The sequence below is a fragment of the Acidovorax sp. GW835-FHT14B10 genome, assembly GCF_058793725.1.
Map to the genome: position 1 here is coordinate 57,595 of NZ_JBXAGC010000019.1, position 26,587 is coordinate 84,181.

General features: G+C 67.0%; 26 protein-coding genes. 6 read left to right on the forward strand and 20 right to left on the reverse strand.

Annotated elements, in window-relative coordinates; genetic code table 11:
* Window positions 1-31 precede the first annotated feature (31 nt).
* Window positions 32-1,471, forward strand: coding sequence for an efflux transporter outer membrane subunit (locus tag AC1Q5S_RS15195; RefSeq protein WP_492239050.1), 1,440 nt, complete (start codon window positions 32-34; stop codon window positions 1,469-1,471).
* A gap of 107 nt (window positions 1,472-1,578) precedes the next feature.
* Entirely contained in the window at window positions 1,579-2,472 is an 894-nt protein-coding gene (locus tag AC1Q5S_RS15200) for a DMT family transporter (RefSeq protein ID WP_422205176.1), read from the forward strand.
* Window positions 2,473-2,580: 108 nt separating this feature from the next.
* Here the strand turns inward: AC1Q5S_RS15200 and garD are convergent, their stop codons facing one another.
* From garD to kdgD, 6 genes are all read right to left on the reverse strand, one after another.
* Window positions 2,581-4,158, reverse strand: a complete 1,578-nt coding sequence (garD, locus tag AC1Q5S_RS15205; RefSeq protein WP_422205174.1) for a galactarate dehydratase — start codon at window positions 4,156-4,158, stop codon at window positions 2,581-2,583.
* Between the two features lie 20 nt (window positions 4,159-4,178).
* Window positions 4,179-5,123 carry a 2-hydroxyacid dehydrogenase gene (locus tag AC1Q5S_RS15210; RefSeq protein ID WP_422205172.1) on the reverse strand — a complete coding sequence of 315 codons (945 nt, stop codon included), beginning with the start codon at window positions 5,121-5,123 and terminating at the stop codon, window positions 4,179-4,181.
* A 75-nt stretch (window positions 5,124-5,198) separates the two neighbouring features.
* Window positions 5,199-6,170, reverse strand: a complete 972-nt coding sequence (locus tag AC1Q5S_RS15215; protein WP_422205170.1) for a Bug family tripartite tricarboxylate transporter substrate binding protein — start codon at window positions 6,168-6,170, stop codon at window positions 5,199-5,201.
* Window positions 6,171-6,235: 65 nt separating this feature from the next.
* Entirely contained in the window at window positions 6,236-7,666 is a 1,431-nt protein-coding gene (locus tag AC1Q5S_RS15220) for an aldehyde dehydrogenase (NADP(+)) (protein ID WP_422205168.1), read from the reverse strand.
* Between the two features lie 106 nt (window positions 7,667-7,772).
* Entirely contained in the window at window positions 7,773-8,729 is a 957-nt protein-coding gene (locus AC1Q5S_RS15225; protein ID WP_422205166.1) for a Bug family tripartite tricarboxylate transporter substrate binding protein, read from the reverse strand.
* A 30-nt stretch (window positions 8,730-8,759) separates the two neighbouring features.
* On the reverse strand, window positions 8,760-9,671 hold the full coding sequence (gene kdgD / locus AC1Q5S_RS15230) for a 5-dehydro-4-deoxyglucarate dehydratase (protein WP_303836581.1): 912 nt from the start codon (window positions 9,669-9,671) through the stop codon (window positions 8,760-8,762).
* 190 nt (window positions 9,672-9,861) lie between these two features.
* Here kdgD and AC1Q5S_RS15235 point away from each other — a divergent pair, with 190 nt between their 5' ends.
* Both AC1Q5S_RS15235 and gudD read left to right on the forward strand, forming a co-directional pair.
* Window positions 9,862-10,590: a FadR/GntR family transcriptional regulator gene (locus tag AC1Q5S_RS15235; protein WP_422205163.1), complete on the forward strand. Its 729-nt coding sequence runs from the start codon at window positions 9,862-9,864 to the stop codon at window positions 10,588-10,590.
* 93 nt (window positions 10,591-10,683) lie between these two features.
* Complete coding sequence (gene gudD, locus AC1Q5S_RS15240) at window positions 10,684-12,021, forward strand: glucarate dehydratase (RefSeq protein WP_303836577.1); 1,338 nt, start codon at window positions 10,684-10,686, stop codon at window positions 12,019-12,021.
* Between the two features lie 97 nt (window positions 12,022-12,118).
* Here the strand turns inward: gudD and AC1Q5S_RS15245 are convergent, their stop codons facing one another.
* The gene (locus AC1Q5S_RS15245; protein ID WP_303836575.1) at window positions 12,119-13,381 is read right to left on the reverse strand and encodes a putative Na+/H+ antiporter; all 1,263 of its coding nucleotides are present in this window, start codon (window positions 13,379-13,381) and stop codon (window positions 12,119-12,121) included.
* A gap of 342 nt (window positions 13,382-13,723) precedes the next feature.
* Here AC1Q5S_RS15245 and AC1Q5S_RS15250 point away from each other — a divergent pair, with 342 nt between their 5' ends.
* Complete coding sequence (locus tag AC1Q5S_RS15250; RefSeq protein WP_303836573.1) at window positions 13,724-14,548, forward strand: undecaprenyl-diphosphate phosphatase; 825 nt, start codon at window positions 13,724-13,726, stop codon at window positions 14,546-14,548.
* 10 nt (window positions 14,549-14,558) lie between these two features.
* On the forward strand, window positions 14,559-15,422 hold the full coding sequence (locus AC1Q5S_RS15255) for a MipA/OmpV family protein (RefSeq protein WP_303836571.1): 864 nt from the start codon (window positions 14,559-14,561) through the stop codon (window positions 15,420-15,422).
* A gap of 215 nt (window positions 15,423-15,637) precedes the next feature.
* Here the strand turns inward: AC1Q5S_RS15255 and AC1Q5S_RS15260 are convergent, their stop codons facing one another.
* From AC1Q5S_RS15260 to AC1Q5S_RS15320, 13 genes are all read right to left on the reverse strand, one after another.
* Window positions 15,638-16,459 (reverse strand): alpha/beta fold hydrolase, encoded by an 822-nt coding sequence (locus AC1Q5S_RS15260; protein ID WP_422205160.1) that lies wholly within the window; start codon window positions 16,457-16,459, stop codon window positions 15,638-15,640.
* Between the two features lie 111 nt (window positions 16,460-16,570).
* Window positions 16,571-17,398, reverse strand: coding sequence for a proteasome-type protease (locus tag AC1Q5S_RS15265; RefSeq protein ID WP_303836567.1), 828 nt, complete (start codon window positions 17,396-17,398; stop codon window positions 16,571-16,573).
* 190 nt (window positions 17,399-17,588) lie between these two features.
* Window positions 17,589-20,174, reverse strand: a complete 2,586-nt coding sequence (gene mutS / locus AC1Q5S_RS15270) for a DNA mismatch repair protein MutS (protein ID WP_303836565.1) — start codon at window positions 20,172-20,174, stop codon at window positions 17,589-17,591.
* Window positions 20,175-20,783: 609 nt separating this feature from the next.
* Window positions 20,784-21,170 (reverse strand): rhodanese-like domain-containing protein, encoded by a 387-nt coding sequence (locus AC1Q5S_RS15275; RefSeq protein WP_492239051.1) that lies wholly within the window; start codon window positions 21,168-21,170, stop codon window positions 20,784-20,786.
* 67 nt (window positions 21,171-21,237) lie between these two features.
* On the reverse strand, window positions 21,238-21,465 hold the full coding sequence (locus AC1Q5S_RS15280) for a GDCCVxC domain-containing (seleno)protein (protein ID WP_303836598.1): 228 nt from the start codon (window positions 21,463-21,465) through the stop codon (window positions 21,238-21,240).
* An 8-nt stretch (window positions 21,466-21,473) separates the two neighbouring features.
* Window positions 21,474-21,878: a thioredoxin family protein gene (locus AC1Q5S_RS15285; protein ID WP_422205953.1), complete on the reverse strand. Its 405-nt coding sequence runs from the start codon at window positions 21,876-21,878 to the stop codon at window positions 21,474-21,476.
* 166 nt (window positions 21,879-22,044) lie between these two features.
* The gene (locus AC1Q5S_RS15290; protein WP_422205951.1) at window positions 22,045-22,605 is read right to left on the reverse strand and encodes a carboxymuconolactone decarboxylase family protein; all 561 of its coding nucleotides are present in this window, start codon (window positions 22,603-22,605) and stop codon (window positions 22,045-22,047) included.
* A gap of 140 nt (window positions 22,606-22,745) precedes the next feature.
* Window positions 22,746-23,579 carry a cupin domain-containing protein gene (locus tag AC1Q5S_RS15295; protein WP_422205949.1) on the reverse strand — a complete coding sequence of 278 codons (834 nt, stop codon included), beginning with the start codon at window positions 23,577-23,579 and terminating at the stop codon, window positions 22,746-22,748.
* A gap of 114 nt (window positions 23,580-23,693) precedes the next feature.
* The gene (locus AC1Q5S_RS15300; RefSeq protein WP_422205947.1) at window positions 23,694-24,422 is read right to left on the reverse strand and encodes an HAD-IA family hydrolase; all 729 of its coding nucleotides are present in this window, start codon (window positions 24,420-24,422) and stop codon (window positions 23,694-23,696) included.
* Window positions 24,423-24,443: 21 nt separating this feature from the next.
* Complete coding sequence (locus tag AC1Q5S_RS15305; RefSeq protein WP_422205945.1) at window positions 24,444-25,172, reverse strand: cytochrome c biogenesis CcdA family protein; 729 nt, start codon at window positions 25,170-25,172, stop codon at window positions 24,444-24,446.
* A complete protein-coding gene (locus AC1Q5S_RS15310; RefSeq protein ID WP_422205943.1) occupies window positions 25,172-25,558 on the reverse strand; it encodes a thioredoxin family protein in 387 nt (128 codons plus the stop codon). The genes AC1Q5S_RS15305 and AC1Q5S_RS15310 overlap by 1 nt, the downstream gene beginning before the upstream one ends.
* A 121-nt stretch (window positions 25,559-25,679) precedes the next feature.
* Window positions 25,680-25,946, reverse strand: a complete 267-nt coding sequence (locus tag AC1Q5S_RS15315) for a cytochrome c peroxidase (RefSeq protein ID WP_422205941.1) — start codon at window positions 25,944-25,946, stop codon at window positions 25,680-25,682.
* A gap of 302 nt (window positions 25,947-26,248) precedes the next feature.
* Window positions 26,249-26,587, reverse strand: a 339-nt coding sequence (locus AC1Q5S_RS15320; protein WP_492239052.1) for a transposase, incomplete at its 5' end; no start/stop codon positions are given.

Consider the following 26,587-nt stretch of genomic DNA (forward strand, 5'->3'; position numbering starts at 1 on the left):
TGATAACTACTGTTTTGATAGCTGCTTGCGCATGTCCAGAAAACGCTGGAAGGCAGCGTTGCTTGTAAGCGCTGCACTGCTCACGGCCTGCAGCACCCAGCCGCCCTACGAACGCCCCGCGCTGCCGGTGCCCGCCGCCTACAAGCAGGCCGCCAGCGCCAGTGATGGCGGTGTCTGGCAGCCCGCGCAGCCCGGTGGCGCGGTGCCCGATACGTGGTGGACGCTGTATGGCGACAGCACCCTCAATGCCTTGCAGCAACAGGCCGCCACCGGCAACCAGAACATTGCCTTGTCCGTGGCCCGCCTGCGCGCCGCCCAGGCCGCACTGGCCGGCAGCAGCGCCGGCCAGTGGCCCACGCTGGGCGCCACTGCCAGCAGCGGGCGCGCCCGCATCGGCGGCACTGCGGCCGGCGGCAGCAGCAGCGCCCGCGTCAGCACCAGCCATGCCCTGGGCCTGAACGCCAGCTGGGAGCTGGACCTGTGGGGCCGCGTGGCCGGCGCCGTGGATGCGGCGCGCGCCAGCGCCCAGGCCAGTGCCGACGACCTGGCCGCCCTGCGCCTGTCGGTGCAGGCCACCGTGGCGCAGACCTACTTCGCGCTGCGCGCCGCCGAGCTGCAGACGCAACTGCTGGGCGACACCCTGGCCGTCTACGAGCGCAGCTGGGCGCTGACGCGCAACCGCCAGAAGGCCGGCGTGGCCTCGGCCGCCGATGTGGCCCAGGCCGAGGCGCAATACAAATCCACCCAGGTGCAACGGCTCGAAGCCGCAACCAGCCGCGCCCAGCTGGAGCACGCCCTGGCCGCGCTGGTGGGGCAGGCGCCGGCGGCGTTCAGCCTGCCCGTCACGGCCACGTTGCCCGCGCCGCCGGTGGTGCCCGCGCAGTTGCCGTCACAGCTGTTGGAACGCCGCCCCGACATTGCCGCGGCCGAGCGCCGCGTGGCCGCAGCCAATGCGCAGATCGGCGTGGCGCGCGCGGCGTTCTTTCCGGCGCTCACGCTGTCGGGCACGGCGGGCTACCGCGGCGCGGAGCTGTCCAGCCTGCTCAGCGCCCCCAGCCTGTTCTGGTCGCTCGGCCCGGCCCTGGCCGTTTCACTGTTCGACGGCGGCGCCCGCAGCGCGGCGGTCGAGTCGGCCCGTGCCGCCAACGAGCAGGCCGCCGCCAGCTACCGCCAGACCGTGCTCACGGCCCTGCAGGAGGTGGAAGACAACCTCGCGGCCGCCGCCGCGCTGGCGCAGGAGCAGCAGTGGCAGACAGAGGCCGTGGCGGCGGCCCAGCGCGCGCTGGACGTGGCGGGCAACCAGTACCGCGCGGGCACCGTGGGGTATCTGAACGTGCTGAGCGCCCAGACCACCGTGCTGGCGGCCCAGCGCAGCCTGATCGACGTGCGCAACCGGCGGCTCGCCGCAGTGAACGCGCTGCTCAAGAATGTGGCGGGGGACTGGGGGCTGGCAGGAACGGGTGCGGGCTGAATGGGGCGATGTGTGAAAAAACCTAGAAATGGCAGTGACCCGCCGCGTCCTCACGCCTTGTCTGTCACACCGATCACCGCACTGGCAAGCGCGTTCAACGGCCGTTGATGACCACTACGTCCTCTGCGACCACCACCCGTTGGTTCACCCCGCTGTATCCCCTGTTTTTTGTGGCGCTGTGGAGCACGGGCTTTATCGGTGCCAAATTTGGCTTGCCCGATGCCGAGCCGCTCACCTTTCTCTCCCTGCGCTATGGGGCGGTGCTGGTGCTCATGGGCGCGGTGGCCCTGCTGACCCGTGCCCCCTGGCCCCGCTCTCCCCGTCAGTGGCTGCACATTGGCATCTCGGGCCTGCTGGTCCACGCGGTGTATCTGGGGGGCGTTTTTATCGCCATCGGCCACGGCTTGCCTGCGGGCGTAGCGGCGCTGGTGGTGGGTTTGCAGCCAGTGCTGACCGCCTTGGGCGCCGGGGCATTTTTGGGCGAGCGGGTGCGCACGACCCAGTGGGTTGGCCTGGCAACCGGGTTTGCGGGCGTGGGGCTCGTGGTGGCGCACAAGGCCATGTCGGTAACCTCCGGCGGTGCGCTGTGGGCCATGCTGGTGCCCGCCGTACTGGCGCTGCTGGGCATCACGGCGGGCACGCTGTACCAGAAGCGGTTCTGTCCAACGTTTGACTTGCGCACCGGCTCGGTCATTCAGTTCGTGCCAAGCCTGGCGGCCACCTGGCTGCTGGCCAGCCAGACCGAAACCATGCAGGTGCACTGGACGGGCGCCTTTGTCTTTGCGCTGGCCTGGCTGGTGCTGGTGCTGTCGCTGGGGGCCGTCAGCTTGCTGAATGTGCTGATTCGGCAGGGCAGCGCGGTGAACGTGGCCAGCCTGTTCTACCTCACGCCCCCCACCACGGCGCTGATTGCCTGGGCGTTGTTTGGCGAGACGCTCACGGGTCTGGCGCTGGTGGGCATGGGACTGGCGGTGTTTGGGGTGTGGCTGGCGCGCAAGTAGGGTAGCGGCAGGCCTCTCCAACGGCTTTGTCGGGATTGCCGGGGATCTGTTCGTGGCGAACGTGCTGCCTTATGGGTGGGAATGCGCCGGAATGCGCAAATTCGGTGGTCAGGTGACCGGCGCCGGGTTGAACAGCACCAGCGCGTTCTGCAGCTTCCAGTGCTCGGCCCAGGTGCGGCGGCCGCTGGCCACTGCGAGCAGCAGGTGCAGCAGCTCCCAGCCGGCTTCCTCGATGGTGATTTCGCCGTCGGCGATGCGCCCGGCGTTCAGGTCCATCAGGTCGTGCCAGCGGCGTGCCAGGTCGGTGCGCGTGGCCACCTTCACCACCGGGCAGGCCGCCAGGCCATACGGCGTGCCGCGCCCCGTGGTGAACACATGCAGGTTCATGCCCGCCGCCAGCTGCAGCGTGCCGCAGATGAAGTCGCTGGCGGGTGTGGCCGCGAAGACCAGGCCCTTCTGGTCCGGCTGCAGCTTGTCGCCGGGCGCCAGCACGCTGGCAATGGCCGCCGTGCCGCTCTTGATGATCGAGCCCATGGCCTTCTCGGCGATGTTGGACAAGCCGCCGGCCTTGTTGCCCGGCGTGGTGTTGGCGATGCGGTCCACGCGGCCGCGGTCGAGGTAGGCGTCGTACCAGGCCAGCTCGCGCACGATGTCCTCGGCCACTTGGGGCGAGGCCGCCCGGGCGGTGAGTTGCTCGACGGCATCGCGCACCTCGGTGTTCTCGGAGAACATCACCGTCGCGCCCGCGCGCACCAGCAGGTCTGCCATGTGGCCCACCGCCGGGTTGGCCGTGACACCCGAGAAGGCATCGCTGCCGCCGCACTGCACGCCCACCACCAGCGCGCTGGCGGGCACGGTCTGGCGCTTGCGGGCATTCAGGCGTTCCAGATGGGGGCGGGCACGGGCCACGATGTCGTCGATCATCGACATGAAGCCCACATGCGCTTCGTGCTGCAGGCAGACGACATCGGGGCCGGCCTCGCGCCCGTCGCGCACGGGAATGCTGCCAGGCGGCAGCAGGCGCTCGGGTTGCAGCTTCTCGCAGCCCAGGCTGACCACCAGCACCTCGCCCCCGAAATTGGGGTTCAGGCTGATGTGGCGCAGCGTGCGGATCGGGATCTCGGCACCGGGCGCGTCGATGGCCACGCCGCAGCCATAGGTGTGCTCCAGCGCCACCACGCCGTCGACGTGGGGGTACAGGGGCAGCAGTTCGTCCCGGATGCGCTGGGTGGCCACGCCCACCACGCCGGCCACGCACTGCACCGTGGTGGTGATGGCCAGCAGGTTGCGCGTGCCCACCGAGCCATCGGCATTCACATAGCCCTCGAAGGTGAGGCCCGTGAGCGGCTCCCACGCCGGGGCCGGCCGGGTGGCCATGGGCAGGCCCTGCAGCGCGCGCGCCTCGGGAATGTCGAGCAGCCGCTCATGCACCCAGCTGCCGGCGGGGATGGCCTGCCGGGCATAGCCGACCGGCACGTTGTAGCGCACGACCGCCGCGCCCGCTGCCAGGTCGCGCAGCGCCACCTTGTGGCCCTGGGGAACCTTGTCGCGCAGGACCAGGCCTTCTGGCAAGGCGGTGCCGGCGGGCAGGCCGCCGTCGGTGGCGACGATGGCCACGTTGTCCGCCGCGTGCATGCGGATCAGCACCGGGTGGGGTGCCGGGGGATGGGAGTCTGGAGTGTTCATGGGGTGGTGGGGACAGGCTCTCAGGCCGCTGCCGAGATCAGCTGCCCCGTGGCATAAAAATGGGCCAGGTTGTCCAGCACGCGCCGGGCCATCGCCTGGCGGGTCTCTTCGGTGGCGCTGGCGATGTGCGGCAGCAGCACCACGTTGTCCAGCGCCAGCAGCGTGGCCGGCACCTGCGGTTCGTGCTCGAACACGTCCAGGCCCGCGCCGGCGATGCGCCGCTCGGCCAGGGCGCGCACCAGCGCCGCTTCGTCGATCACGGAGCCGCGCGCCACGTTGATGAGGTAGCCGCGCGGCCCCAGGGCTTCGAGCACGGCCGCGTCGATCAGGTGCCGGGTTGCGGGGCCGCCGGCGGTGATGACGACCAGGAAGTCGGCCCAGCGCGCCAGTTCCGCCAGCGCCGGCTCGTGTGCCCAGGGCACGCCGGCCACCGCGCGGCGGCTGTGGTAGCGCACCGCCATGTCGAAACCGCTGGCGCGGCGCGCGATGGTCTGGCCGATGCGGCCCAGACCGACGATGCCCAGGCGTGCCCCGCTGACCTTGCGCCCCAGGCCGAAGGTGGCGCCGGCGGCCCAGCGTCCGGCGCGCACGAAGCGGTCCGCCTCGGCGGTGCGGCGCGCCACGTCGAGCATCAGCGCGAAAGCGGTGTCGGCCACGCAGTCGTTGAGCACGTCGGGTGTGTAGCCGACGGCGATGGCGCGTGCGCGCGCCGCCGCCAGGTCGATCTTGTCCAGGCCGACGCCGAAGCTGGAAATCACGCGCAGCTGTGGCAGCGCGGCGATCAGCGCGGTCGGGGCGCCGGCGCCACCGGCCGAGGTCACCAGACCGGTGAATTCGGCGCCGTGGCGCGCGAGGAAGGCGTCGGGATCGGCCTCGTCGGCAAGGCGGTGCAGATCATGGTCGGCGGCCAGTTGCGCTTCGAGCGCTGGCAGCAGGCGTCCGGCCTGGAGGATGCGGTGTTTCATGGCGGAGGGGCTGTCCGTGGGGGGCTGCGTTTTCGGAGGCGGCGGGCGGCGGGCCGGTTTTTTCATCCGAACGCGTCACTCCAGCGTCACCTTGCCGTCCTTGACCACCTTGGCCATGGACTTGACCTCGGACCCCAACCAGGCCTTGAACTTGGAAGGCGACATGTCGTAGGGATCGGCGCCCAGCACCTGCAGGCGGCCCCTGATCTCGGGAATGGCCAGGATGCGCTGGACTTCCTCATGGAGCCTGTCCACCACGGGCTGCGGCGTTCCGGCGGGCGCCAGAAGGCCCTGCCAGCTGCCCGTCAGGAAGCCCGGCAGCGTTTCACCGACGGTGGGCACCTCGCCCAGCACCGTGTTGCGCTTGGCGCTCGACACGGCGATCAGCTTGATCTTGCCGGACTTCACATGCGGATAGGTGGCCACCATGCCGTTGAAGGTCACGTCCACCTGCCCGCCGATCAGGTCGGTCATCGCCTGGGCGCCGCCCTTGTAGGGCACATAGCCCCAGTCCAGGCCGGCACGCTGCGCAAACACAACGCCGGCCAGGTGCGTGGCCGAGCCCATGCCCGCAGCGGCGGCAAAGTTCACCTTGCCCTTCTGGGACTTGGCCCATGCGATGAGCTCCTTGGTGGTGTTGGCGGGCACCTGGTTGCTGGTGACCAGCAGGTGGGGGGAGTAGGCGACCATGGTCACCGGCGCGAAGTCGGTTTCGAGATGGAACGGCAGCTTGTACAGCGATGGGGCGATGGAGAGGTTGCCCACGTCCGTCAGCAGCAGGGTGTAGCCATCGGGTGCCGCCTTGGCCACCGCGTCGGCGCCCAGGTTGCCGCTCGATCCGGGTTTGTTGTCCACCACCACGGGCTGCCCCAGGGATTCCGACAGCTTCAGCCCGATCAGGCGGGCCAGCACGTCCGAGGTGCCGCCGGCGGGAAACGGCACCACGATCTTGAGGGGCTTGGCGGGCCAGGTCTGGGCCTGGGTGAATGTGGCCGTGGCGGCCAGCGCGAGGACGCACAGGGTGCGCAGAGGGTGCTTCTTGAACATCGTTGTCTCCTGAGGGGGTACTGAAAAAAGGACGGCGCATTCCCAGACCACGCCGTGGCGCCAGGTCAGCAGGGCTGGCCCTGCCGCGCGGCCAGCCAGCCCGGCGCATCCTGCAGCGCCACCGGGCGCAGGAAACGGTCCATCGCCGCCCAGCCCACCGATGTGCTGCCCGGCTGGGTGGAGGAGGGGAAGGGCCCGCCATGCTGCTGGCCGGCCGAGACGGCCACGCCCGTGGGATACCCCGAGAACAGGACCCGCCCGGCCACCTGCGAGGCGGCGCGCACCAGTGCAAGCACTTCGTCGGAGGGCTCGTCGGCACCCCAGACCGTCACCGTGAGCGAGCCGCCAACGGCCTGCAGCACTTCGATTGCCTGCGCCGTGCCGGCCACGCGCACGACCAGGGCAGCGGGGCCGAACACTTCCTCGTGCAAGGCCGGGTTGGCGAGGAAACCGGTGGCGTCGATCTGCGCCAGGAAGGGGCGCGGGGGCTGCCCTTCGGCGGCCATCTCGCCCAGCACGACGGCCAGACCGGGCTGCGCGGCCCAGGCGGTGCGGCCGGCGTCGAAACCCGCGCGCATCTGCGCCGTGAGCATGTGGTGCGGGGTGCTGGTTTTCAGTGCAGCGGCCAGCTGCGCGACGAAGGCGTCACCTTGCGCGCCCTGCGGCACGACGATGACGCCGGGGCTGGTGCAAAACTGGCCGCAGCCCAGGGTGATGGAACCGGCCAGGCCCTGGGCCAGTTCAGCCCCCTTGGCGGCCAGGGCCGACGGCAGGGCAATGAGCGGGTTGACCGAGCCCAGCTCGCCGAAGAACGGAATGGGGCGCGGACGCGACTGCGCCACCTTCTCCAGCGCCAGGCCACCGCGCACCGAGCCGGTGAAGGCGGCGGCCGCGATCAGCGGATGCTGCACGAGCGCCACGCCGATTTCCGCGCCGCGGCCGTCCACCATGTCCAGCACGCCGGATGGCAGACCCTGCGCCGCGACCACGCCGCGCGCCAGGTCGGCCACGGCATGCGACAGGGCGCGATGCCCGCGGTGTGCCTTGACCACGACCGGGCACCCGGCCGCCAGTGCCGCAGCGGTATCACCGCCCAGCACCGAAAAGGCAAAGGGAAAGTTGCTGGCGCTGAACATGGCCACCGGACCCAGCGGCACGCGCACGCGCACCAGGTGCGGGTGGCCTACCGGCGGCGCACCCGCCACGGCTGGATCATCGGTAAAGGCAAATGCCGCGCCCTGTTCGACCTGGGTGGCGAAGCCGCGCAGCTGGAATGCCGTGCGATCGAGCTCGCCATTGAGCCGGGCCGTGCCGAGGTGGGTCTCCTGGTCGGCCAGCGCCACCAGCGTCGCGCGCTCGGATTCCAGTGCGTCGGCCAGGCCGCGCAGCAAGGTGGCGCGGGTGGCCGCCGGCGAGGCGCCGAACGTGGCGAACGCATGGCTGGCAGCGCTGACGATGGCGTCCAGCTGACTGGCGGAGGTGTCCTGAAAGGTCATGGGGTGGGATGGGTAAGGGGGAGTCTTGTGCAGGCAAGCCGCAGGAAACCCGCCGAACCGCTGGGCGCCCTGGCGATGGGCGCCGCGATCCGGGCGGTCGAGGTCGTCAGTCCGCGGTGATCTTGCGGGCCACGATGAGCTTTGCCCAGCGAGCGTATTCCGCCGCCTGGAAGCTGGCGAACTGCTCGGGCGTGTTCAGCACCATCTCGAAGCCCAGTTCCAGCAGCCTGGCCTTGGTTTGCGGCTCGTTCAGGATCGAGGCGATGGCGGTGTTGAGCTTCGTCTTGACGTCGGCTGGCAGGCCTTTGGGGCCGGCGATGGCCTGCCATGAATACACATTCGCATCCTTGATGCCGCTTTCTTCCAGCGTGGGCACGTTGGGCAGCAAGGTGGACCGCTGGGCGCTGGTGATGGCCAGTGCCTTGAGCTTGCCCGCCTGGATCTGCGGCATGGCGGTGTTGATGTTCATGAACGAAGCATCCACCTGGTTGCCCAGCAGATCGGTCATGACCGGGCCGCCGCCGCGGTAGGGCACATGGATGCCGCTGGTGCCGGTCTGCTGCCAGAACAGTTCGGCCGTCAGGTGGTCGCTGCTGCCATTGCCCGAGGATGCAAAGGTCATCTTGCCCGGATTGGCCTTGACGAAAGCAATCACATCGCTCAGCGTGTTGTGCCTGGATGCTGCCGGTACCACCAGCACATTCGGGGCCTGCACCGCCACGGTGATGGGGTCCAGGTCCTTCAGGGCGTCATAGGGCACCTTGATCAGGTGCGGTGCAATCACGAACGGGCCCAGCGACGCCACCAGCAAGGTGTGGCCGTCGGCCGGGCTGCGTGCCACCTGCGCTGCGCCGATGGTGCCGGTGGCACCGGGCTTGTTCTCGACGATCACCGTGCCGCCCAGTTTGTCGGGCAGCTTGCTCGACAGGGTGCGGGCGATCATGTCGGTGGAGCCTCCTGGCGGGAAGGGCACCAGCAGCGTGATGGGCTTGGTGGGCCATGCGAGGGCGCTCGTGGATGCGAGCGCGCCCAATGCGAATGTGCAAAGAATCTTCTTGATCATCTGATGTCTCCTCTGGATGGAAAAGGTGCTTTACTGGGGGCCCAGCTTGGCGATGAGTGCCGCGAGTTCTTCGCACTCGGAGGGCGTCAGTTCCGACAGCGGCGCGCGCACCGGTCCGGCATCGTGGCCGACGATGCGGGCGCCTGCCTTGATCATCGAGACGGCGTAGCCCTGCTTGCGGTTGCGGATATTGAGCAGCGGATGGAAGAATTCGCGCAGCAGGTGGTGCTGGGTGGCCATGTCGTCGGTGCGCACTGCTTCATAGAACTGCATGGCGGTGCGGGGGATGAAGTTGAAGACCGCCGACGAGTACACCGGCGTGCCCAGCGCCTTGTAGGCAGCGGCATACACCTCCGCCGTCGGCAATCCACCCAGGTACGAGAAGCGGTGGCCCATCTTCGTGAAGATGGCGCTCATCAGTTCGATGTTGCCCACGCCATCCTTGAAACCCACCAGGTTGGGGCAGCGGTCGGCCAGAATGGCCAGGGACTCGGGGGTCAGCTTGCTGACGCTGCGGTTGTAGACGATCACACCGAACTTCACGCTCTTGCAGACCTGCTCGACATGGTTGATCAGGCCTTCCTGGCTGGCTTCGGTCAGGTAGTGGGGCAGCAGCAGAACGCCATGCGCGCCCTGGCGCTCGGCTTCTTGCGCGCACTGGATCGCAAAGCGCGTGGGGCCGCCCGCGCCTGCAATGATGGGCACCTTGCCACGGCAGGTCTGTACCGCGGTCTTGATGACCTGCGCATATTCGCTGCCCGTCAGGGAAAAGAATTCGCCCGTGCCGCCCGCGGCAAAGAGAGCGGATGCGCCGTAGGGCGCCAGCCATTCAAGCCGTGCGGCATAGCCCTTGGGGTTGAAGTCGCCGTTGGCGTCGAAGTCCGTCAGCGGGAAGGACAGCAGGCCGCTGGACATGATTTGCTTGAGGTCTTGGGGATTCATCGGGGCGGTTCCTGTGGAAGGGGCTCAATAACGGGTGAAAGCGACTTGAGGGCGATCTGTTGCAGGAGCGCCATTTCGATGGGTCTGCGTGTTACAGTCAAACCTGACATTGATATACGTTATCAGATGTCGTACAAGTTGGATCGGATTATTACGTGATCACGGCATTCATGAAGCTAGGGAATACCCTATGAATCTTCCCCTCCTGCCTCGCCGCAAGCCGCGCAGTCTCGCCATCGAAGTGGTGGAAAAGCTCACCCAGGACATTCGGGGCGGGGTGCTGCCCGCCGGCAGCAAACTCCCTACCGAGGCTTCCTTCATGGAAGCCTTCGGCGTGAGCCGCACCGTGGTGCGCGAGGCCATCTCGCGCCTGCAGGCGGCCGGGCTGGTCGAAACCCGCCACGGCATCGGCACTTTCGTGCTGGCCCAGGACAGCGGGCCGTCATTTCGTGTCAGCCCCGATCAGCTGGGAACCTTGCGCGACGTCATTGCCCTGCTGGAATTTCGCATCAGCGTCGAGACCGAAGCCGCAGCCCTGGCGGCCATACGGCGCAGCGAGGACAACCTGCGCGAGATGCGCGGTGCGCTGTCGGCTTTCACGGCGGCCATGGAAGAGGGCCGCGATGCGGCCAGCGCCGACCTGCAGTTCCACCAGGAAATCGCCCGCGCCACCCAGAATCACCATTTTCTGGACCTCATGAAGTCCCTCGGGCTGGGTGTCATACCGCGCACCCGGCTGGAAGCGCCCGCCATGGCGCAGCCTGAGCGTGTGGCTTATCTGCGCGGCGTCAACCAGGAGCACGAGAGCATTTACAACGCGATTGCAGCGCAGGATTTTGAGGCAGCACGCGCGGCGATGCGCACCCATCTGTCCAACAGCCGGGACCGGCACCGGCGCAGCGAGGCCGGGAGCCGCTGAGCAGGCCAGGATGGGATTTCAAGGGTTTTCCCTTGGAAGTTTGGGTGTCGTTTAGTTGTACGATGTCTGTTGACTTTTCGCTTTGTTGTATCCATGCCCACACCCCATCCAACCCCCATCGTGACCCGCATGCAGGTGGTCCCCGTCGCGGGCCGCGACAGCATGCTGCTCAACCTCAGCGGCGCCCACGGCCCTTTCTTCACGCGCAACCTGGTGATCCTGACGGACTCCAGCGGCCACACCGGCGTGGGGGAGGTGCCCGGGGGCGAAAAGATCCGGCAAACCCTGGAAGATGCCCGCACCCTGATCGAAGGGCAGCCCGTCGGCGACTACAACCGGCTGCTCAACGCCATGCGCAAGCGCTTTGCCGACCGCGACAGCGGCGGGCGTGGCCTGCAGACCTTTGATCTGCGGATCACCATCCACGCGGTCACGGCCGTCGAGAGTGCCTTGCTGGACCTGCTGGGCCAGCACCTGGATGTGCCAGTGGCGGCGCTCCTGGGCGAAGGGCAGCAGCGCGATCGCGTGCAGATGCTGGGCTACCTCTTCTACATCGCCGATCGCCGCAAGACCGGCCTGGACTATCGCAGCGAGCCCGGCGCCGCTGACGACTGGCTGCGTCTGCGCCACGAAGAGGCCATGACCCCCGAAGCCGTGGTGCGGCTGGCCGAGGCGGCCCAGGCGCGCTACGGGTTCCAGGATTTCAAGCTCAAGGGCGGCGTGCTGCGCGGCGAAGACGAGATCGAGGCCGTCACGGCCCTGCACGAGCGGTTTCCGCAGGCTCGCATCACCCTCGACCCCAATGGCGGCTGGCTGCTCAAGGATGCGGTGCGCCTGATGCGCAACATGCACAACGTGATCGCCTATGCCGAAGACCCCTGCGGCGGCGAGGGTGTGTTTTCGGGCCGCGAGGTGATGGCCGAGTTCCGCCGTGCCACCGGCCTGCCCACCGCCACCAACATGGTCGCTACCGACTGGCGCGAGATGGCCCACAGCATCCAGCTGCAGTCGGTCGACATTCCTCTGGCCGACCCGCATTTCTGGACGCTGCAGGGATCGGTGCGCGTGGCGCAGCTGTGCCAGATGTATGACCTGACCTGGGGCTCGCACTCGAACAACCACTTCGACGTCTCGCTGGCCATGTTCACGCACTGTGCCGCCGCCGCCCCGGGCAAGGTCACCGCCATCGACACCCACTGGATCTGGCAGGACGGCCAGTTCCTCACCAAGGAGCCACTGCAGATCCGGGACGGCTATGTCGAGGTGCCGGCAAAGCCCGGCCTCGGTGTCGCGCTGGACATGGACGCCGTGCAGAAGGCCCACCAGCTGTACCTGCAGCACGGCCTGGGTGCCCGGGACGACGCCGCAGCCATGCAGCACCTGATCCCCGGCTGGAAGTTCAACCACAAGATGCCCTGCATGGTGCGTTGAACCGCGAGGGGGCGGCATCGGCCCCCCTGCGCCGACCCCCTGGGGAATTCAACGCGCCCCGCCAGCCACTTCGTACGGGTGCTTGCAGCAGGGTGTTTCAGAGCACCAAAAAAGCCATTGCCACCACGGCCGTAGGCCCCAGCGCTCCCAGCAGCAGTCCGCCAGCGCCAATGGTTTCATCGGCAAAGCCGCGCTTGAGCAGGGCGATACCGGCCGGGTTGGGCGCGTTGGCAATCACCGTGAGGCCGCCTCCGGCCACGGCCCCCGCCACCAGCATGTATTTGGCGGGGTCGGAAATGCCTTCGATCAGCGAGCCCAGGTAGGTCAGCGCTGCGTTGTCGGTGATGGCCGTCAGGCCGAGGGCGCCCGCGAACAGGGCCAGCGGCTGCAGGCTGGAGACGATGGGTTGCAGCCACCACTGCTGCATGCCGCCCAGCACCACCAGACCCGCCAGGAAGAAGCCCACCAGCAGTGCTTCTTTCAGGATGAGCGGGCTCTGGTGGCGTTCATAGGCCTGCGTGAAGGCCAGAAACAGCAGAAAAAGCGCCAGAAAAACCACCGGGTGGTGCGCGAACAGCACCACACCGGCCAGCAATGCCAGGTGCACGGCCGCCACCGTGGCGGAAAAGGGTGCGCAGGCCTGCTGGTCGGTTGCCAGAGCGTGGGTGTCGGGCAGGTGCTTGCGCAGCAAGAAGGTGCAGACCGTGGCGTTGACCAGCACCGCCAGCGCTGCCTTCCAGCCGAAGGTGGCCAGCATGAAGGTGCTGTCCCATTGCCAGGTGGCGGCCACCATCAGCACCGGTGGTGCGGCATACGAGGTGAGCGTGCCGCCGATGGACACATTCACGAACAGCACCCCCAGCGCCAGGTACTTGTGGCCTTCGGGCACCGAGTTGCGAAAAATCTGCGGCGCCAGCATGAGGGCGGCAATGGTCATGGCGGCCGGTTCGGTGATGAGTGAACCCAGCAGCGGTACGGCGGAGAGCCCCAGCCAGGCGGTGGCCATGGGGGTGGGCAAGGGCATGAGGCGGGCCGTGGCGTCCACCAGGGCCACCACGGTGCGCAGCACCGGGCTCGAGGCGGCAATCACCATCACCACGAAGACGAACAGGGGTTCGGTGTAGTTGCGCGACTCGGCATATTGCAGCGCCTGCCCGCCGCCATCCACCAGCGCCATGACGATGATCAGTACCATGGCCCAGAAGCCAAACACCACCTCCACCTCGCCCAGCAGATGGAACAGGCCTGCGTGGCGCGGAAAGCGGTGCGAGAGCCGCTCGAAATGCTTGACGGTAAAGGTATGGAGCAGGGCAATGCCGAACAGGGCGGCGGCAATCCATTGGAGGGTGGTGGGTGTCATGTGTGTGCGGTCACAAAAAAAACGCGTGGCGGCCCGACCAGCGCATGAACCTGTCGCACCTGCTGGCGCGTACACCCGCGACCGATCTTACCAGTGGCGCCTGGGGCCAGCGGGTGGTAAAGCGGGATGCCATGGTGGCTTCCAAAAATAGCTGTCGGCGCATATTGGTAAATCGCTGCAGTCCATTTTGGCAAGGTAATTCTGGAAATCCGCAGGCAGCGCTGTGGGACGAAGAAACTCCTCCGCGGGACCCGGAATGCCGTTGCACCCGTGCCGGCGGCAGCGCGCCGGCAGAGGATAATTCGCCCTTTTGCCAGCCCCAAGGGCTTGAAGGACGCACGCGTGGACATTGTTTTGCTGGTCAAGGCCGCCATCATGGGCGTGGTCGAAGGACTGACCGAGTTTCTTCCCATCTCCTCCACCGGCCACCTGATTCTTGCGGGGTCGCTGCTGGGCTTTGACGACGCCAAGGCCAAGGTGTTCGACATTGCCATCCAGACGGGCGCCATCTTTGCCGTCATCCTGGTGTACTGGCAAAAGATCCGCGCCACGCTGGCGGCCCTGCCCACCGAGCGGCAGGCACAGCGTTTTGCGCTCAATGTGCTGATTGCCTTTGTGCCGGCGGTGGTGCTGGGGCTGCTGTTTGGCAAGGCCATCAAGGCCCATCTGTTCACCCCCGTGGTGGTGGCCAGCACCTTCATCATTGGCGGCTTCATCATCCTGTGGGCCGAACGCCGCCCCGCCGCGGCCACCCGCATCCACGAGGTGGAGGACATGACGGCGTGGGACGCCGTGAAGGTGGGCCTGGTGCAGTGCCTGGCCATGGTGCCGGGCACCAGCCGCAGCGGCGCCACCATCATCGGCGGCATGCTGCTGGGACTGTCGCGCAAGGCCGCCACGGATTTCTCGTTTTTTCTGGCCATTCCCACGCTGATCGGCGCGGGGGCGTACAGCCTGTACAAGGAACGCGCCCTGCTGTCGGTGGCCGACATTCCGATGTTCGCCGTGGGCCTGGTGTTTTCCTTCATCAGCGCCTGGCTGTGCGTGCGCTGGCTGCTGCGCTACATCAGCACCCACAGCTTCGTGCCGTTTGCGTATTACCGCATCGCGTTTGGCGTGGTGGTGCTGATTTCGGCATGGACTGGCTTAGTGCAGTGGGCCGGCTGATAATGGCGCCATGACTTACCTGCCGCGCATTCTTCGGGGCCTTTGGGGCTGCACTGCCGTGCTGTCGAGCCTGGGTGCTGGCCTGCCCGCCATGGCCCAGGAAACACCACCCGCCGCCGAGGCGGGCGCTCCCCCCAAGCTCAACTACGTGCTGGGTGCCATCGTGAGCAACAGCCCGGACTATGCCGGCGGCAGTGAGCGGTCCACCCATCTGCGCCCGGCCTGGGCGCTGGAATACGGGCGGTTTCGCCTGAGCACCTCGCGCGGCAGCACGCTCATGGGCCATGGGCTGGAGCAGCGCGAATCGGGTGCCACCGCCATCCTGGCCGAAAGCGACCGGTTCAACCTGAGTGCATCGCTGCGCCTGGACAGTGGCCGCAAAGGCAGTGATTCGCCGCTGCTGGCCGGCTTGCCCGAGGTGCGCTCCACCGTGCGCGCCCGTCTCAGCGCGGGCTATGCCGTCACGCCCCGGTGGTCGGTGGGTGCCGGGTTGTCGCAAGACATCCTGGGGCGCTCCGGCGGGGCGCAACTGAACACCAGCGTTTCCTACACCCTGCCCGTCACGCAGCAGACCCGGGTGGTTTTTGGGGCTGGCGCCAGTTTTGGCGACCGCACCTACCTGCGCTCCCGGTTTGGCGTGCCTGCCGTCGCGGGTGGCGCCGGGGCTGCCCGGCTGCCCGCGTACGAGCCCGGTGGCGGCCTCTACAGCGTGGATCTGGGCGTGGATGTGATGACGGCGCTCAATCGCCATTGGGTGGTGTGGGGTGGCGTGGGTGTCTCGCAAGTGCAGTCCGACGCCCGCCGCAGCCCCCTCACCGTGCGGCCCACCGGCTACAGCGCTTCGCTGGGGCTGGCCTACCGCTGCTGCCGTTGAGCGAAGCCTGGCGGCGCGGAAGGCACGCGGGTTCGTGCCTCGGGCGAAAACAAGGCTGGGCGCGATAGCCATTGTTCTGTATCGCCGTGTAGCCGGCTCGCCCCGGCGCAGCTGGCAAAAAAGCTGCCCGCGCCTGCCCCGGCGGAGCGCAGATGTTTGACCGCGTCACGCCCGGTGCGCCTGTCTGGCCCGCCGTCAGCCGGGCGCAAGGCTGTTCAGCGCCCTGCCGCCGGCAGCGCCGCCAGGTTCAGCAAGGCCGCCTCGATGGCGGCGGCGGTGGCCAGCGGTTGCTCCATCGGAAACAGGTGGCTGCCGTCGAGCATCATGATGCGTCCCTGCGTCACGCGCTGCGTCAGCGCCATGCCCACCTGGCGCATCTCCACCGAGGCGCGCCCGCCGATGAAGGCGGCCGGGCAGTGCAGCGGGTGGCGGCGCAGCAGGCGGTCCAGGTTGTGCGGCAAGGTGTTGTAAATGGCGGTTTCCACCGCGCGGTCAAAGCCCAGCACCCGGTGTCCGTCCTCGTCGTGCAGGCCGTGGGTGACATAGTCCTGCAGCACCTGCGGGTCCCAGTGCGCAAATACCTTTTTCTTGCGAAAGTGCTCCAGCGCCTCTTCGGTGCTGGCCCAGCTCATGCGGCGCTGCCGGCTCACGCGGCCGGGCGACACGGCGCCCACGACCTGGGTGCGCTTGGCCACGCCCACGGTGGTGGCACGCCAGCCGCTGATCAGCGGGGAGTCAAGCATCAACACGCCGCGCGCCAATGCGGGGTGCTGCGCCGCCGCCATCACGCTCAGGATGCCGCCCAGCGAATGCCCCACCAGATACACCGGCTCGCCCGCTGCTTCCATCTGCTGCGCCGCAAAGTCGGCCAGCTGCTGCACCAGGTGCGGCCAGTTGCTGGTAACCGGGTATTGCGCATCGTGGCCAAAGCGGTCGATGGCGGCCACCTCGAAACCGCGCTGGCGCAGGTGCTCGAAAAGCACCCCGTAGGTGCCGGCCGGAAAGCTGTTGCCGTGCGAAAAAACGATCTTGGTCATCGATCAATCCAGGTGCTGAATGGGGGGTGCCTGTTGCCTGGGGGGCTCATTCCGTTTCCAGAGCATTCGCGTGCGCGAAGCAACAACGGCTCGGATGGTTCAGAAATGGAATCAGATCAGCTTTTCGCGGAAGTTGGTGATCTTCTTGAGCGGCCTGCTGCGCGCCGGGTTCACCAGAATGGGGGTAGCGGTCGAGCGGCCATCCCAGGCCGGGTCCTCGATGCTGTCGAACACCGCGCGCAGCTTCTGCCCCCAGCTGTCATGCAGCATGCGAAAGTAGGGGTTGTGCTCGTCAATGCACACGATCTTGTCGGTGGTGAGCCGGTCGGCCTCGTACACCACCAGGTCCATGGGCAGGCCCACCGAGAGGTTGGACTTGAGCGTGCTGTCCATCGACACCAGTGCGCACTTGGCAGCCTCGTCCAGCGGCGTTTCGGGCGTCAGCACGCGGTCGAGCACCGGCTTGCCATATTTCGACTCGCCCACCTGGAAATACGGCGTCTCGGCGGTCGATTCAATGAAGTTGCCCGCCGAATACACCTGGAACAGGCGCATGCCCTCGCCCTGGATCTGACCGCCAAACACCATCGATACGTTGAAGTCCACCCCCGAACGCTTGAGCGCCGCGCCATCGCGCTCGTGCACATGGCGCACGGCGGCGCCCAGCACGCGGGCGGCGTCGAACATGCTCTTGGCGTTCCAGATGGTGACGGACTCGCCGTCTGCGTCATCCTTGATCTGCGTGGTCTGCAAGATCTCGCGCACCGACTGCGAAATGCTCAGGTTGCCCGCCGACAGCAGCACCATGAAGCGATCGCCTGCCTTTTCATAGACCATCATCTTGCGAAAAGAGCTGATCTGGTCCAGTCCGGCGTTGGTGCGTGAATCGGACAGGAACACCAGCCCGGCATTGAGTTTGATGGCGACGCAATACGTCATGGGAGTGCGAGAAAGAGGAAAGGCACCGAGTGTAGTGCCGCGCAGCAACGCGCCTGAACCACCGCTGCCGCCGACGAAAAGATGGTGAACGAATGCTATTTAATATATAGCTAATGGCGTATATATCGTAATCGTTGCACGGCGATTTGAATCCGTCTTTGCAGGCGACTCCTAGCGCTTGTGCCGTGCATCACTGCCCCGCCAGCTTTTTAAGCTGGTACAGCGCATCCAGCGCCTCGCGCGGGCTGAGCTGGTCGGGGTGGATGCCGGCCAGGGCCGCTTCGACCGGGCTGGCGCCAGCGCTTTCGGGGGCAGCGGGGGTGGCGAACAGGTCCACCTGCAATTCGTCTTCGCCCGCCCGCTCCTCCAGCGCGGCCAACGCATGGCGCGCATGGTGCAGCACCGGGGCGGGCACGCCGGCCAGTTTGGCCACCTGGATGCCGTAGCTGCGGCTGGCCGGGCCGGGCTGCAGTTCGTGCAGCAACACGATGTCGGTGCCGGCCTCGGCGGCGGCCACATGCATGTTGATGGCATGGCGGGCCTTGGCGGGCAACTCGGTCAGCTCGAAGTAGTGCGTGGCGAACAGCGTGAAGGCGCGGGTCTTGTCGTGCAGGTGGGTGGCAATGCCGCTGGCCAGGGCCAGGCCGTCAAACGTGCTGGTGCCGCGGCCGATCTCGTCCATCAGCACCAGGCTGTGGGGCGTGGCGGCGTGCAGTATCTGCGCGGCCTCGGTCATCTCCAGCATGAAGGTGGACTGCGCGTTGGCCAGGTCGTCGGCCGCGCCAATGCGCGTGTGGATGGCGTCAATCGGCCCCAGGCGGCAGCTCGCGGCGGGCACATGGCTGCCCATGCTGGCCAGCAGAGCTATCAGCGCCACCTGCCGCATGTAGGTCGATTTGCCGCCCATGTTGGGGCCGGTGATGACCTGCATGCGGGTGTTGGCGTTCAGGCGCGTGTGGTTGGCGATGAAGGCGCCGCTCGATGTCTCGGCCAGGCGCGCCTCGACCACGGGGTGGCGGCCGGCCTCGATCTCGATGCAGGGCTCGGGCACGAACTGCGGGGCGCACCAGTTCAGCGTGAGCGAGCGCTCGGCCAGCGCGCACAGCACATCGAGCGTGGCCAGCGCATGCGCCAGGCGGGTGAGCTGCGGGATGTGGGGCTGGAGCTGGTCCAGCACCTGCTCGTACAGCCATTTTTCGCGCGCCAGCGCGCGCTCGTTGGCCGACAGGGCCTTGTCTTCAAACGCCTTGAGCTCGGGCGTGATGAAGCGCTCGGCGTTCTTCAGCGTCTGGCGGCGGCGGTAGTCGTCGGGCACCTTGTCGAGGTGGCTGCCAGTGACCTCGATATAAAAGCCGTGCACCTTGTTGAACTGCACGCGCAAATTGGGAATACCGGTGCGGGCCTTCTCGCGCGTTTCCAGGTCGAGCAGGAAGGTGTCGCAGTTGCTCTGGATGGCGCGCAGTTCGTCCAGCTCGGCATCGAAGCCGCTGGCGATCACGCCGCCGTCGCGCACCAGCGCGGCGGGTTCCTCGTCGATGGCGCGGCGCAGCAGCTCCGTGCAGCCCGCGGGCGGTTGCAGGTGGCTGAAAATTTGGGCCAGATAAGGCTCTGGTGCTCGCCCATTCTGCGCCAGAAGCGCTGCTTTCTGTAGCGTTTTGCCCAAACCCACCAGTTCGCGCGGGCGCACCTGGCGCAGGGCGGTGCGGGCGGTGATGCGTTCCACGTCGCTCACGCCCTTGAGCTGTTCGCGCAGGGCCTGCCAGGGCGCATGGGTGGCGCTGCCGTCGCCGCGCAGCGCGGTGGTGGCGGCCAGGCGCTGGCGGGCTTCGGCGCGGTCGCGCTGCGGCTCCAGCAGCCAGGTCTTGAGCAGGCGGCTGCCCATGCCGGTCATGCAGGTGTCGATCAGCGAGAACAGCGTGGGCGCGTCCTCGCCGCGCAGGGTCTTGACGAGTTCGAGGTTGCGGCGCGTGCTGGCGGGCAGGTCGATCAGGTCGTCGCCGCGCTGCACCTGCACGCTGTGCACATGCGTGAGCGTGCGGCCCTGGGTGTGTTCGGCGTATTGCAGCAGCGCAGCAGCGGCGGCATGGGCCTGGGCCAGGTCCTGCGCGCTCCAGGCCTGCAGGCTGGCGGCGCCCAGGTGTTCGAGCAGCTTGCGTTCACCCAAAGCGCTGTCAAACTGCCAGTCCGGCCGGGGGCTCATGGGGCAGGTGAAGGCACCCCCCTGGCGCAGCACCTGCAGTTGCTGTTCAAACCGCTCGGTCACGCCGGCGCTGTAGATCAGTTCGCTGGGCGCAATGCGGGCCAGCCAGGCGCCCAGTTCGTCGTGCGCGCATTCGGCCAGGAAGACGCGGCCCTGCGTCACGCTCAGCCACGCCAGCCCGCAGCGCGCGCGCGGCGCCTGGTGCACGGCCAGCAGCAGCGATTCGGATTTGTCAGACAGCAGCTCGGTGTCGGTCAGCGTGCCGGGGGTGACCACGCGCACCACCTTGCGCTCCACCGGCCCCTTGGCCGCGCCCACCTCGCCCACCTGCTCGGCAATGGCCACCGACTCGCCCATCCTGATCAGCCGGGCCAGGTAGTTTTCCAGCGCATGGAAGGGCACGCCCGCCATGGTCACCGGCTGGCCGCCCGATTGGCCGCGCTGCGTGAGCGTGATGTCGAGCAGGCGTGCGGCCTTCTCGGCGTCTTGCCAGAAGACCTCGTAGAAATCGCCCATGCGGTAAAACAGCAGCGTGTCGGGGTACCCGGCCTTGAGGGACAGGTACTGGGCCATCATGGGGGTGTGACCGCTCAGATCGCTCGCAAGCCTGGGCCTTCCCCTCTGGGAAACTGCCTTTTCTTCCATGTTTTCAGAGGGTAAGTCCATCTTTTCCTATCAAGCCATGTTGTCCTGCGTTGCGCCTCTAACAAGCCACGTGGATCTGTCAAGTTTGCCGCCAAGTTCTCATTGCACCCCCGCATCGGGGCAACCCTGGCGGGAGCAGCCGAGCTCAACCGCCAAGCTCCCTGAAAGGGATGCCATGAAGCTTGAACTGACCGAAGACCTTGTCAGAAGGCGTCTCTGATGAAGAGGCCCAAGGCTGGGTTGAAATTCGAACAGTGGCAGCCGACCGATGGTCCTGATTATCTCGTCTATGACACCAGCCGAAAGGCTCCGCCCGGATTCACTGTCCGGGTGGGGCCAGGGCATCGGTAGAGGTGGTCGAGAAGATGGTCCGAGGCCAGCAACTCAAGATCGATATGGAGCTAGCCTGGGGTCAACGGGGACCCGGAATACCCATGCCGCTTGTCAAGGCGAGGGACAATGCTGGCGAGAAGGCCGCATTGGCCGTCAAGCATGGGACCAACCCCAACCGCATCGCCGACGAGATCGAGGTCTTTGAACTCACGCTCGGCATGGCCGGGGACCTCTGCTCAGGGGGCTGCGCGGGGACGAGTGCCGAAGCCTCCAATGGCGCGAGGACAGCTCTGCGATTCGGGCCGCGACTTCTTCAAGCGGCATGGACCTGGCGAACGGCAAGTGGGCCGCCTCGAACTCCGAGCGCGGGCGCACATCGATCAGGACGACCTCCCCGCGCTCGGCTTGTCCAATCAGCTCCTCGCGGCTGCGGCCTTCGAGCGTGTTTGGAGCCGCCGAGAAGCCTTCCACGGCTGCGCGCAGCTCCACTAGATGCTCTTCGGCGGCTTCGCGCATCGCGACCCACAGGGAGGCTATGTCTGGCCCGACCAAGTGGTAGTGGACGCACTTCCCCTCCTTTCGGGCGGTCACCATGCGGGCCAGACGCCGCAGCCTAGTGGCCTGCCCGTCGGAGTCGAGCGGCGCTTCGCGCCGCGGGAGCTCAACCGCAGCCGCCGCCAGCCCCCGCGGGCCCGCCTGTCTCTGGGGGTTGCATCGGAGGGCACTTGACCGACCCGTAGCTGCAAAAGACGCAGCAATCGCCAGGAAGAGGCCGAAGGACAGAGTGGCACGCGCCGCATTCATGGAAGAACTGGCAAGCGTCGACGGGCATTTCCAGCTCGGCTTGGTGGCCGCACAAAGGGCACGTGAGGACGGAGCGAGTTTGCATGTGGTCGCTCATGCTACGCCGTCTTCGCCGCTGAGCAGCCGCGAAAGTTTTCGTTCGGTCTGGCCCCCGAGCAGAACCTCCTGGACGGTGTCTCCCTCAACCCCAACAAAGCTGGGCGTTCCGGTGACTGCGAATTTCCTGGCCAGATCGATGCGCTGCGCAATGTCGACGGGGATCCGGTTGCGATGGGTCTCGCGCAGCTTTTCGACCGCCGGCTTCATCGCCCGGCAAGGCCTGCAGCTCTCCGAGAAGAAGTAATACAGCCGCCGCGAATCCCCCGAGGCTGGGCCGTCGATTGCGCAGGTGTCGTGCGCGGGCCGGCCAACGCTTCGCTTTGCGCGAAACCACATCAGCGCCTGCCCGGAAGCGAGTAGGGCAACGGCGGCGAGGATTGCGATGGCAGGCCAACTCATGCCTTGCCCCCGGCCTTGATCTTCGGTTGCGCGGCGGGTTCGCCGCCTCCCCCCAGAAGATACTCCCGCACCAATTCCCGCGCGCGATGCAGCCGGCTCTTGATCGCGGGGGCGTTCTCGTCGAGGGCCCCGCCTTTTTCGGACGGGGCAGGGGCCGGCCGGGCGCTCAGGCGAGCTGGTAAGCGGCGAAGCGCTCGTCGACCTGCGTGCCGAAGGCGTGGTTGGAATAGTTGCTCAGGACCTTCACGGCCACGGCCAGGACGATGTAGAGGATCTGGTTCTCGGAAAAGCCCGCTTGCAGGAACGCGTCGAGCCTGGCGCGCGACGGCGTGCCATTCGTGCGAACCATCTCCTGGGTCAGCTCGAACAGGGCGGTGAGCCTGGCGTCGGGGATCGGCTGGCCTTGGCGGATCGCTTCCAGGACCGGGCCGGGGACGCCGGAGACCTTGTCGGCAATCATGCTGTGCGCGGCAGCACAGTAGGCGCAGCCGTTGACCAGGCTCACGGCGAGGAACACGACCTCCTGCTCGGCCGGCGTGAAGCCCGACTCGCCCCTGAACTTGCCGTAGCCGCTCAGGTAGGTGTCCAGGACGGCCGGGGCATTCGCCATGTTGGCATACATGTTGGGGATGAAGCCGACCTGCTTGAGGGCGGTGTCGAGGATCTCCTTTTGGGGTCCTTGCGCTTGGGCATGGACGACGGAAGTCAGCGTCTTGAGATAGGCCATCGGTTTTCTCCTGGGGATGGTGGGCCATCGCAGAGGGGTTCGCGATGGACTCGACTTATCCTAGAAGGAGATGGGTCAACTACGTTGACCGAGCGTCTCGATCGGATGCCCGGCCGTTCCGCCGAACCACCTCAGCCGCGTCAGTCCGCCATCACACGCTGTTTGAGCCACTCCGAAGGCGATTGGCCGAACTTGCGCAAAAAGGCGCGATGCAGGGCGCTGGAACTCCCGTAGCCGACATCCAAGGCTGCGGCCTTGGCGGGAACGCCTTTGGACAACAAGCGCTGCGCGAGCATCAGCCGCCAGGACGAGAGGTAATCGGCGGGCGTGGCGCCGGTGACGATCCGGAAGTGCTCGGCGAACCGCGCCCGCGACATGCCGGCTTGGGTTGCCAGGGACAACAAGTCCCAAGCCTGCGAGGGGCTCTGATGAATGGCGTCCAGGGCCTTGGCAAGCCTGGGGTCGGCCAATCCCGCGAGAGCGCCGCCCGATATTTTCCCCCGTTCAATGCAATGCCTCAGCATGCGAATCGTCAGCACTTCGCAGAGCCGGTCGAGCACGGCTTGGCGACCGCTGCCCGCGCCGAACGCTTCGGAGAACATCAGGTCCAGGATCGGCTCGATCCCGGGGAAGTTGCCGAGCTCAATGAGCACAAGGTCGGGAAGAGCGTCGGAGATCGGGTTGCGCCCTCCCGCGCCGGTCAGCACCGTGGCGCAGACGACGTCGGCGCCTTCGCGCTCGTTGGCCACCAGGCGGTGCCGCTCGGGGCGCGGCAGGTAAATCAGCGAGGGCCGCTCGATGAATACGTCGGCCTTTCCCGCGTTCGCCAGCTTGACCGGGCCGCGCCTGACCACATGCAGGTGGCCCCGCTGCTCGTCGCGCTCGAAATCGTGCAGGCCGCAGATGTTGCCCGTGTAGAACACCCCCGCGCGCAGAGCGAACTGCGAGAGGAGCCGGTCCAAGGGGTCGCTCACGAGAGCGGTTCCCTCAGGCGGCTCGCGTCGCATGCTTGGCTGCGCTCTCAATGACCGTCATTGGATTTCCTTTGGATGGGTTGGAGGTCAGCAAACTTGTCTTCAGGCAATTTGTCAAGACGGACCGGGCTTTGCTTTCGGGGGCGCGATGGCGCGCACAGCCTCGGCAAGCTCGTCAAATGTGTCGAAGACGTAGTCGCAATCGGGATGCGGAGTCGGGTCCGGCGGGGGCTCGCAACCCCACTCTTCGGGCCTGCGGACGAAGGCGGTCTTGAAGCCGCACGCGCGCGCCGCGTTGAGGTCGAAGTTGTGGCAAGCCACCATCAGGATGTCGCAAGGCTCCATCGCGAGCCACCTGGCCGCTTGCCGATAGGCCCTGGGGTCGGGCTTGTAGTAGCCGATGGCTTCGCAGGAGATGACGGCGTCCCAGTCGATGCCGTTGCGCCGCGACACATCCACCACCAGCGACAGCGGAAGCATGGTGAAGGAGACCGCGGGGATGCTCTTGCGAATCTCGCGCAAGGGTGCGGCGAAATCTCGCCAGGTCGAAAGCCTGTGCCAGGCGGTCGCGATCCGGACCCGGTCAGCCGGCGAGAACATGGCCAGGCCCTGGGCCTCGAGGAGCTCGTCCAGCGCGCGAACGTGGACATCGTCCATGTTGAACGCGGGTTGCGCTTGGCCGACGATGCCCTTCATCGCCAGGCGTCGATACTGGTTGGCCAGCGCGCCCCAGTCGCGATCCATGCCATGCGCGCGCCCCGCCTCGGCCAGTGCGTCGCGAATGCCCGAATGCCAGTCCAGGACGGTGCCGCCCGTGTCGAAGGTTGCTGCTTTGATGGCCATAATGATCCTAGAGAATCAGGGTTAGAAACGAGTGGTCAATTGCGTGAGCCAGGCCGGTGAATGATCCACCAGCCAGGTTTCCATCGGCTTGTCCGCCCCGGACAGGATCATCGCGGCCAAGGCAATCATGATGACGCCCATGAGCGTCTTGCCGACCTTGCCCGCCTGCACGAGGCTGCCGCGCATCCGCGCCATCATTCCGCGGCCCACGTAGGCCAGCGCCACGACGGGAAGCGCGGCGCCGATGCCAAAGACGCCCATCATCAGGGCCACCTGGGGGAGCTGGGAGCCCTGGCTCGCAAGCACGACGGCGGCGCCCAGCGTCGGCCCGACGCAGGGGCTCCACGCCACCCCGAGCGCGAGCCCGATCGCGAACTGGCCCTTGAGCCCGTCGAGGCTCATGCGGGAAATGAGGTGGTGCCCCGCGTTGCCGATGCCGGAGGTGGCCGAGGCGAAGCGCTGCTGGAGTTGGCCTGAGACCAGCACGAGGCCCAGAAGGCCCAGGATCGCCGCTCCGATGCCGCGGAAGATACCCGGGTCGATGTTCAGGGCGGATCCCACCCACGCCAGGCCCGAGCCGATCACGGCGTAGGAGAGGGCAAGCCCGCCGGCCAGGGCCAGCGGCGCGCGCGGGTGGGTGTTGGCCGCGGTCCCCAGCAGGACGGGGATGATGGGCAGCACGCAGGGCGAGAGCGTCGAGAGCACTCCCGCCAGGAACCCGAAGCCGTAGGAGCCGAGCCCGAATTCCATCACTGGACCGTCTTCCTGATCAAGCCCTCGATGCCTTCGGGCGTCGTGTCGCCGGTCGAGCGGCCCACTTCCTTCGTGCCCTTGAACGCGACCAGGGTGCTCTGCATGGACACCTTGAACTTGCGCAGCGTGGGCTTCTCGGAGTCGAAGTCCACGGCCAGCACGGTGACGTCCTTGTAGGCGGGCTGCTTCATGAGGCTCTCGACGATGGGCTTCTGGGCCTTGCAGGTCGGGCACCAGGTGGCGCTGACGTTGACCACGACAGGCTTGCCGTCGTGGGTGAGCTTGTCGAACTCGGCTTGGGTGTAGTGCTTGATCTCGCCGGCCGCGGCGATCGATGCGACGGCGGTCAGGGCGAGGATGGCGGTGGCCTGGGCGAACTTCATGGGAATCTCCTTGGAGGTTACTTGGATGGTTTGAAGGTTTTTTGCAGCGACGCGGGGTAGGCCGTCAAGGCGGCCAGCTCCTTGGAGTCCCAAGGCAGCGGCTTGGCGGCCATCGGCATGATCATGCAGTCCTGGACGACTTCGTCGAGATGGACGGTCTTGCGGTCGAACTGGTCCCGGGCCATGGCGACCGTGTGGGGTAGGGCTTGATGAAACTCGTCTGGAACGCGCCGTGGTTGGCGTCGCAGCTCGCGCAGCTCATGCCGTTGGTGGAGAGCTTGGTGTCGTGGAAGAGCTTTTCTCCCAGAGCCACGTCGCCCGCGATGGCGGTCGAAGCGGCGAGGGCGCCCAGCAGCGAGCAGAGCAGGGCGGAAGCGGGCTTTTTCATGGCGGTTCCTTGGTGTGTTCGTCTCTAAGAGCCTTATATGGACGCCCCGAATAAGCCAAGCCCTCACTCACTGAAGTCAAGACGGTAAAGATTGCACCCGTATATCCGGACTTTCTGTGGCGCGAGCCACGGTCCCTGATGGAATTCGCTGGTGAATGTCCTATCGGTTTAGCGCACTCGAAGTGCCACGCTCTTATCGGATTGCATCCACCACGGTCTGACCTGTCTTGCCATCACTTCATGATTGCTTGAGCAATCGGTGGTTTTCTCCTGCCCTTCTTTCTTGCCTCGGTTTTTGTGGCTCAGGCCTGCTCTCGCACGTAGCCTGGCTCATAGCTGCGCTCGTGCGCCAGCAAGGCCCACACGATGCGGGCATTCTTGTTTGCCAGTGCCACCGCCGCCACGTTCTTGTTGCGCCGCTGCACCACACCATTGATCCAGCAGCACTGCGGATTGTCCGCAGCTTTGTTCTGGGCGTGGTAGATCACCGAGCGCGCTCCGTGGATCAGCAGGGTGCGCAGATAGGTGTCGCCCCGTTTGCTGATGCCCAGCAGGTTTTGTTTGCCCCCGCTGGAATGCTGGCGCGGTACCAGCCCCAGCCAGGCGGCCACCTGCCTGCCATCCTTGAAGCTCTTGGCATC